Origin of the sequence: uncultured Acetobacterium sp., from assembly GCF_927416815.1 — a bacterium.
Lineage (GTDB): Bacteria > Bacillota > Clostridia > Eubacteriales > Eubacteriaceae > Acetobacterium.
Window position 1 is genome coordinate 1 of sequence record NZ_CAKMJU010000017.1, and the last position, 8,765, is coordinate 8,765.

Sequence of the window (8,765 nt, forward strand, 5' to 3'; positions counted from 1 at the left end):
TTCCCGATTATAAATTTAGCGAATGAGGTGACTTATGTTAAAAATGATAAAGAGTGGCATCTTTGGATTGGCAATCGGGGATGCTTTGGGGGTTCCTGTCGAATTTGACGACAGAGAAACCCTAAAACAGAATCCGGTTACCGATATGTGGGGCTATGGCTGTCACTTTCAACCCAAAGGAACCTGGTCCGATGATACCAGCCTGACCCTCTGCCTCATGGACAGTCTATCAAGAGGGCTTGACTACACGGATCTGATGACCAATTTTTTAGCCTGGATGGAACGTGGTGCCTTTAGCCCCTTCGGCGAACTTGTGGATATCGGAAATGGAACCTATGCTGCCATCACTCGATTTAGAGAAGGGACTCCGGCTGAAAAATGCGGTAGTACAAGCGGCCGCAACAATGGCAACGGTTCCTTGATGCGCATTCTCCCGCTGCTTTTTTACCTTAGAACACACTACGGCAAGGATTTTATACAAAACACTGAGGCGATGAATATTGTGCATCGCATTGCCGGCCTTACCCACGCCCACTGTCGCAGCCAGATTGCCTGTGGCATTTATCTCGCCATCGCTGACAAGATTCTTGATTGGAACGATCTGTTTACCGCTGTTGTAACCGGCACCCAACAGGCCTTCAGCTACTACAACCACTATCCTCAGTTTTCAAAACAATTACCCCACTATGACCGGATTAAGAACCACGATTTTCACCTGCTCCCGGAAAGTCAGATCAACAGCTCTGGTTACATGGTTGATACCCTGGAAGCCGCTCTGTGGTGCCTTCTAAATACGATCACTTATGATGACTGTGTCTTAATGGCTGTCAACCTGGGTTCCGATACCGATACCGTTGCTGCTATCGCCGGAGGGCTGGCCGGACTTTATTATGGTTATGATTCTATTTCTCCGAATTGGCTCAGCGCCTTGCAGGCTAAAGACTTAATTAACAACCATTGCCAGCAATTTCACCTGTCCCTGAATTAAACCAAACGCACAGCAGCCACCTGCAAGCAATCGTCGATAACTATCCCAAATTTATTCTCACCATAGAAATTCCTGTTTTTAATGACTTTACCGGGATCAAAATTGTCAATATACTCGATTTTCTACTAAACTAAGCTTCGTATAATCTGCAAAAAGCCCTCTCATTTCAATGCTCCAGCACTGAAATAAGAGGGCTTTTTACGTTTGAGAGGTAAGATCCAGGGTGTCTCATATTCTTTACACAATCACCCGAACCACAAAGAATGCTTTGCATTCTGGACATTGGACCATATGTTTTCCCCGCTTGATTGGAAGCTTCAAAGTCTTTTTACAATGAAGGCACTTCCGGTAACGATGTGTCCGAATTCCTTTGATCCGCCGAAAAAAGATCCGGCCTTCTTTTTTAATGGTATTCCACACTTTTGAAAATTTTTCGTTTTCCATCCGACGACGACTAATGTTGCGGGAAAAACCCCGTAACACGATCAACACGATTAAACCATTTGAAAGAATCATCAAAATCGTCGAATTGACCATCATATTAATCATCATCAGCCCCAGAGCCAGGAATAAGCCGGCATAATAAAGTTGATCAATGCCGTAACGACCGACCATGAAGCGGTTCAGCCTATTTTTCAAGCTTTCCATTGATTGTCTCCTAATCTATTTAACCACAGGTTCAAAACACTAATCCTAAAAATGACAACAAAAACTGAATCGCATAAAAACCAATGAAGAGCTTAACAATGGTACCCAGCGGCGAAAAATTTGACGAGCGCCGGCTAGCTCCGCTAAACCAGCTGCGTCGGCCATTCATTTGATTGAGCAGGCTTCGATACTCATCCTTGTCCGGCTCCAGCTCAACCGCCATGCGGGCATGTTCCCGGGCCACATCCCGGTAACCCAGGCCATAATTTGCGATGGCACTGTAGAAATGCCATTGGGCACTATGATCCGACAGATGATTAAGGACATTGAGTGCTTCTTCGTAATTTCCCATATTGATATGGTTTGCTGCAGCTTCAAAACTGTAGCTCTGCCGCTGGCTGGAATAAGCCCCAAAAATCCACGCAAAGGGATCAAAACCTTCAAAGGGGTCTGCCTGGCCGGTACGACCATCACTAGTCGTATAGCGATAGGTATAGGTTCTGGTTTGTCCCGAATGGCCTTGTGAAAACGGACTGGCTGTGCCATGGGCATTGCCATAGGCAAGATTGGCCTTACCACTCTTAATCAAGTCATAGGCGGCATTGACCTCGCTCATTTTCCGGGCGGCTTCCTGATTCCCCGGATTCAAGTCGGGATGGTATTTTTTCGCCAGTTTCTTATATGCTTTTGAGACATCCTCATCACTGGCATCATGAGGGATACCTAAAACTTGATAGGGATCCAAATTCATTGTGATTCCACCTTATCTGCAAATTTATTTTAAAATCAGTTGTGGGATGATTGTATCGCTAAATGTTTAGGTTTAGTTTAAATTTGATAACACCCCAATAGTAGACCGCCCAGGCAGCACAAAATAATTATCCCCCAGGGTCACCCCGATTTTAGCGGTTTCACCGGCAAATAGGTCAAAAAGACGTTTCTGTTCCACCGTAGACCATTCTTCACCGTTTCCGGGCACATAATCCTGAACCGACTGCCAGCCCGTTGCTTCCTTGACCCTATCCGCGACAAAAACCTTGCCGGTATTAACTAGCAGATTCATCACTTCATCAATCATAAACAGCTTCATCGGATCCTTTAGGGTTTTGGCGTAATCATCTAGCTCAGTACCCACGGTAACAATATAGGGAAAGACCGGATCGCCCTGATTGACATAACCCCTGAGTAGTTGGCTCTCAAAAGGCACCCCATTAATTTTAACCGATTCATCAGTTTTTTCGGTAATCCGAGCTTCAAAGTAAATCGCTTTGGGTCTGGTAATTTTCTCAACCATTTTATAGATGGCTTCAAGAATATCCAACATCGCCTCATTCCCTCTTAAGTGCAGTTCTTTATCCAAGCTTTCCATATCATAGGAAAAAGGATACTTTTCGAAAATTTTATAACTCATTTTAGTCTCCTTTTTTGTTATCGTTTTCTTTTATATACCCAATTACTTAGAATGTATTAAACTAGACTAATTTTTTGAAATTTTCATGTTTCTATTTGCGATCAGTTATTCCTTCATTAGTTGAAATTAAATCCATTGACAACTTCAGTTGTATTCAGCTGATTTAATCAGACTTCATGCTTCGCTATTATATTCATTTTCACACTAAAAAGAAACCCTTATTTAGGTCACCCCTTACTGGGCACACCAAAAAATCTCCATACTTTTACCGTATGGAGATTTTAGTGGTTGCTATTATTTTTTGGCCGGACCAATTTGACCTGATCGATAGGCCTTACTATATTTTCGGCAATGCTTATCTAGTCCCATCAGGGCATAGGTAGCAAAGATCGTTTCCATCATTTCGCGGTTGTTCGGATCCAGAACCGCTGAATCCATTCCAGCCTGAATGGCAAAAGCCATCCCGGTTTTATTTAGCAAAGAACGCACCGGCAAGCCAAAAGAAATATTGCTAATCGCGCCGGTCACATGGATGGTTGGATACATTTCCTTGATCGCTTTAATTTCCTGAATCAGATTAAGCAGCGAATTGTTTTCGGTTGATAAGGCCATCACACAGGGATCGATATGAATACGATCGGGTGTGATACCGTATTTGGCAGCTTTTTCGACCATGCTTCGGGTAATCTGCACCTTTGTTTCGACGTCATTGGGGATTCCTTTGTTATCACAGGTAAGTCCCACCACTTCCCAGGTATTCCCCTCCATCAGCGGCAATAAAACCTCACATTTATCCCCTTCTTCTGAAATAGAATTTAGCATTCCCGGTTTGTTGGCATACTTAAACACGGCCTCAATAACCCGCGGGTTGGGACTGTCAAGACAGAGCGGGGTATCGGTGGCATCCTGAACCACATCGATTAGCCATTTCAGGGTTTCGATCTCAAACTCTGGCGCGGTACTCGCACACACGTCAATGAAATGTGCTCCAGCCTCGGTCTGCTTGACTGCCCGATCTGCGATAAAGGCCGCATCTCTTTTTTCGATCGCTTCCTTTACGGCCGGAATCGAACCATTAATTTTTTCTCCGATGATAATCATGATAACCTCCTACACCCATCCCTGGCAAATCTTAACGCCTTCGGCCGCATTGGTTGTAAAGGCATCGGCTCCCACTAATTCACAGGTTTCCTTTGTTGTCGGATTTCCGCCGATAATGATCTTAGCCTCTACGCCGGCCGCTTTGAGGCTTTCGACGGTTTCCTTCATCGAATCGATGGCCAGGGTCAATACGCCACTCATGCCAATAATTTGAGGGTTTAATTCTTTTGCTTTGGCAACAAACTCTTCAACGGCAACGTCAATCCCGATATCCTCTACTCTAAAACCGGCAGCTTCGGACATGCTTCGAAAAATATTCTTTCCGATATCATGCAAATCCCCATGGACAGTTCCTAATAAGATTGTGCCTTTAATTTCTGCCGCACCGCTGCCAAGAACAGGCTTTAATACATCAATCGCCTGGGTTAACAGCTCCCCGGCATAAATCAGATCGCCGACAAAATACTCGCCGGTTTCAAAAAGATCGCCGACAATCGCCATACCAGCCTGACACGCCGCCACGGCTTCTAGTGCTTCTACTTTAGATGGATTGGTTGTCGCAAAATCGTTTAATATCTCCATCACCTGATCTTCTTCTAAATCACCTAACGCCTGTGTTAATACCTTAAAATCTAACATTTATATATCCTTTCATTTTGACAAAATTTGTATTGTGCCTTGATGCACATCGTTTATTACAACCATATTGCTCATGCAGAAAGCTTAAGCTGTCCTGCTATTTTATTATTTTATTATTTTATTATTTATTATTTTTTATTTCTTATTTCTTATACTCTGATAACATTTTCAGACAACTGACGACAATGATGATATAGATCAGCGCCGTAGGTAATGCCAGAATCACCGAAAGTGCCTGCACTTGATTAAAGGAACCATCAAAGAACATTAATCCCATTGGAATCGCTGCCAAGACCACCGCCCAGAAGATCATCAATGTTTTACTGGGTCGCCCATTTACCGGGATGTGCTTTGATGAAACCATGGCCATGGTATAGGCCGCCGAGTCGAAGCTTGTCGCCATCGAAAGAATCGACGCAATCAGTAGTACCAGAACAAATATCCCGCCATAAGGCATTTTTGCATACATCGCGATAACCGTTGCCGGGCCGCCATTTTCAGCTACACCCTTAACAACATCAAAGACACCCCGCAATTGCAGATCCATCGAATAATTGCCAAGCACTGTAAACATCGAGAACGAACCTAAAAAGCCATAAAACAATCCTCCGAAGATAACCTGCCGAATGGTTCGGCCTCGGGAAATTTTAGCAATGAATAATCCCATAAAAATTGAATAGGAAAGCCACCAGGCCCAATAAAAGACCAGCCAGGATTCTGAATCCCCACTATTACGAATCGGGTCCAGATAGGTACTCATTTTAAAATAATTATCCAGCATAATCCCCAACGATGTGGTTTGCATTTTCACAATGAACCCTGTGTTTCCAATTACAAACACATACATAATCATCAGCAGCATCAGGATAATATTAACATTGCTAAGGATCCGAATTCCTTTTTTTATCCCATTATAGGCTGAGATTGTAAAAATTGCAGTCACCACAACAATAACCAGAAAACGCAGCATCGGCGTATCATCCCAGCCGAAAAGTTGATTGAGGCTGGCCGATATTAAAGGCGAGCCAATTCCCAGGGCGGTTCCAATTCCACCTAAAATACCAAAGAGAAAGAGGATATTAATCATTTTTCCGCCCAGACCATCAGCATGCTTTCCCAGTAGCGGCCTACAGGCGATAGCGACATCGAAGCGGTCGTTTTTTAAATTATAACGCAGGAAGGCAAAGGCCACTGCCGGAATCAGATAAACGCCCCAGGCCGATAAACCCCAGTAAAACAGTGGCAGGGTTGCTGCAAATTCGCTAGCTTCGACACTTTGCGGGATCATTCCAAATGGTGGCTTGATATAGTGAAACACCCATTGAATACTCCCCCAATAAATAAAACCGGCCGCCATCGAGGAGCAGAACATCATCGCCGCCCAGGAAAATTCACTGTATTCTTTTTTCTCATCGCCCAACCGAATCGATCCAAATCGGCCGGCACCCACGAAAACACACAAGCCTAAGGATGCCAGCACAATCAATGCATAGACAAATCCAAAATTGCTTAAGATATAACGGTTAACCAAATCTATTGTCACCTTTGATTGATCTGGAGCGATGAAGAAGTAGACGTTGACAATAAAAACAAAGGCTAAGACGGTGATAATCATACTGTAATCTGTATTTGATTTATGTGATTTCATATCGTTTCTTTCTCCATTATCAGAATTTTTCAATCGTGTAATCCCAATCGTTTAATACACTTTTTTTGCAGTATATCATATGAAACCGTCTTCTCCTACCTTTGTTTGTCGCCCTTCTTAGTGAGTTGATATGTTGTGGGCTTATCCTATTGGAGTTTCTTCTATTTCTGCTACGCCCTCGACGCTGTCTGGTGAATTAACCCAGCCATTCTTTTTAATATCCTTGAAAAAGGATATTGTCATCAAGGCGATGATCAGCAAGGCCGGGATACCACAGATAACGGTAATGGTCTGGAAGGGCCGGATGCCGCCGATCATCAAGAGTGCAATACTGATTACACCGATGCAGATCGACCAAAAGATTCGAATCCAAATGGGAGGTTCCTGGCCGGCTTTTAAAACCTTAGTGGTCGCCATAGCCATACTGTAAGCATTGGCATTTAATAATGTCTGCATACAAATGTTGGCAAAAACGAATAGCACCGGCATCATCACAACCGCAAAGGGTAAGAATTTCCAGATTGCCGCAATCGCCGCACCCTGTCCCCCAGCTGCCATCACAGAGCCCAGATCCAAGCCTTCGTTTAAGAAGGTGTGAATTGAGAATCCCTGGAATACGGCAAAAAACATATAGGTTCCAATAACCGTTGAACCGATCAGACCTAAAATAAGTTCACGCACGGTTCGTCCCCGGGAAATTCGTCCATAAAAAGCACCATTTTGAATCGACATGGTGATATACCAGGCAAAATAGAAAACCGTCCAACCCTGGGGCATTAAAGATTGGGCATAGGGATCGGTATTAGAAATCAGATGCAGGGTGTTATTCATCACCATGCCCAGACCGTCAGTAAAAGAATTAAGCATAAAGAAGGTCGGTCCAAACAACAACACAAAAACGAGAATTCCAAAGCCTAGATAGACACGGATATTACTGAGTAAACCGAGGCCTTTTTTTAGCCCAGCAAACAGCAGCACCGCCATGATGGCACTCCATAATAGGATCATTACTACCGAAACAATAAAGGGCGGGTTGCTGCCAGTAATATTAGCAATAATTGCCACCAGCGTCGGAATATTAACCCCTACACAGGTAACCACTGAGGACAGCATCGAAATAACAAAGATGATATCAATAATTTTCCCGAATCCCCCTTTTGCCCGTTGACCCCCAATCAAGGTCGTACAAGCGGTGCTCGGCAGAGAATCGGCCGATTTCTTACAATAGAACTGATAAGCAAAAACCACGGCAATCAGGGCATACCCCATATAGAAAACTGGACCCCAGTGGAATAACGGCAGCATTGCCGCCTGGGCAAGCGCTTGCGAGGTTCCTGTTTCAACGCCCCACATCGGTGTTTGGTAAGAATAGAACCATTCAACGGTGGTCCAGGTTAGTACCCCTAGCCCAGCTGCTCCGGTAAACATCATTCCCAGCCAGGACGCTGTGGAATATTCGGGCTTTTCATTGCCAAAACGTTTTTTTCCCAGCGGACCAAAGACCAGAAATAGCACTACCGCTGATAACGCCATAAAATACCAGCTGAACATCCAGGCAAAGCTGTCGGTGGTAAAGGCAAAGGCGGCTTGTAAAATATTTCCGAAACCTTCGGGGTTTGTCATTACCACGGCACTTAAAATAACCGTGAAAATCAGTGGTGGAAAAAAGGTCCATCCATTAACCGTTGAAAAAATCGAAGCCTTAACAGGTTTCTGCATTTCTTTTTTCATTTCTTCTTTGATATATTAACATCAATATATCTTCTCCCTTCAAAGTATGATTTGATATTCTAAAACTAGCAATAAACATGCCAAAACTTAAAATGGCTTACCGTAAGCCTTTTACGAAAATCTGTCCAGATATTTGCCTGGTCTTTTGAGTTAAAATCACTCAGCCTGATTAAATTCGTTCGCCGGTCGATAAAAAACAACCCCTGCCCCAGCCGGATAATCAGATAAAACGGCCAAACTACAAACTCTTGTCATGTTGGCATGAATTATGCGTAGGATAGCCAGTAGAAATACTCAGGAGGTATACTATGTATAAAAAACACTATACACGAAATTTTGTTACTAAAGAATCTGTTGAACTCATTCATGAAAAATCCCTTTATTTATTAAAAACCAAAGGAATCCGCTTTTGTTCGCCTGAACTACTGGATCTTTTTAAAGAAAGAGGATTAAAGGTTGATGGTGAGATCGTCTATATAACAGAAGAAGTGGTCAATCAAGCCCTGGCTTCATGTCCCCGAAATTTTGAGCATGTTTCCCGGGGTAAAAGACTCCAGGTCGGAACTGTTCAGAAAAAAACCATCGGCCAGTCGTCGCTG

9 protein-coding genes are annotated in these 8,765 nt (G+C 43.6%); 2 read left to right on the top strand and 7 right to left on the bottom strand.

What is annotated here, in order from left to right; genetic code table 11:
- Positions 1 to 34: 34 nt before the first annotated feature.
- Positions 35 to 988 carry an ADP-ribosylglycohydrolase family protein gene (locus QZ998_RS02545; protein WP_296557746.1) on the top strand — a complete coding sequence of 318 codons (954 nt, stop codon included), beginning with the start codon at positions 35 to 37 and terminating at the stop codon, positions 986 to 988.
- 237 nt (positions 989 to 1,225) lie between these two features.
- Here QZ998_RS02545 and QZ998_RS02550 read toward each other — a convergent pair whose 3' ends face one another.
- The 7 genes from QZ998_RS02550 to QZ998_RS02580 form a co-directional block, all read right to left on the bottom strand.
- A complete protein-coding gene (locus QZ998_RS02550; RefSeq protein ID WP_296557748.1) occupies positions 1,226 to 1,636 on the bottom strand; it encodes a hypothetical protein in 411 nt (136 codons plus the stop codon).
- A gap of 31 nt (positions 1,637 to 1,667) precedes the next feature.
- Entirely contained in the window at positions 1,668 to 2,387 is a 720-nt protein-coding gene (locus tag QZ998_RS02555) for a DnaJ domain-containing protein (RefSeq protein ID WP_296557750.1), read from the bottom strand.
- A gap of 72 nt (positions 2,388 to 2,459) precedes the next feature.
- Positions 2,460 to 3,047, bottom strand: a complete 588-nt coding sequence (locus QZ998_RS02560) for a hypothetical protein (protein WP_296557752.1) — start codon at positions 3,045 to 3,047, stop codon at positions 2,460 to 2,462.
- 294 nt (positions 3,048 to 3,341) lie between these two features.
- Positions 3,342 to 4,148, bottom strand: a complete 807-nt coding sequence (locus QZ998_RS02565; RefSeq protein ID WP_296557754.1) for a methyltetrahydrofolate cobalamin methyltransferase — start codon at positions 4,146 to 4,148, stop codon at positions 3,342 to 3,344.
- 9 nt (positions 4,149 to 4,157) lie between these two features.
- A complete protein-coding gene (locus QZ998_RS02570; protein WP_296557755.1) occupies positions 4,158 to 4,787 on the bottom strand; it encodes a cobalamin-dependent protein in 630 nt (209 codons plus the stop codon).
- A gap of 142 nt (positions 4,788 to 4,929) precedes the next feature.
- Complete coding sequence (locus QZ998_RS02575) at positions 4,930 to 6,435, bottom strand: BCCT family transporter (protein WP_296557757.1); 1,506 nt, start codon at positions 6,433 to 6,435, stop codon at positions 4,930 to 4,932.
- A 141-nt stretch (positions 6,436 to 6,576) separates the two neighbouring features.
- Positions 6,577 to 8,166: a BCCT family transporter gene (locus QZ998_RS02580; RefSeq protein WP_296557759.1), complete on the bottom strand. Its 1,590-nt coding sequence runs from the start codon at positions 8,164 to 8,166 to the stop codon at positions 6,577 to 6,579.
- A gap of 308 nt (positions 8,167 to 8,474) precedes the next feature.
- Between QZ998_RS02580 and QZ998_RS02585 the strand changes: the two genes are divergently transcribed.
- Positions 8,475 to 8,765, top strand: a 291-nt coding sequence (locus QZ998_RS02585; RefSeq protein WP_296557760.1) for a trimethylamine methyltransferase family protein, incomplete at its 3' end; no start/stop codon positions are given.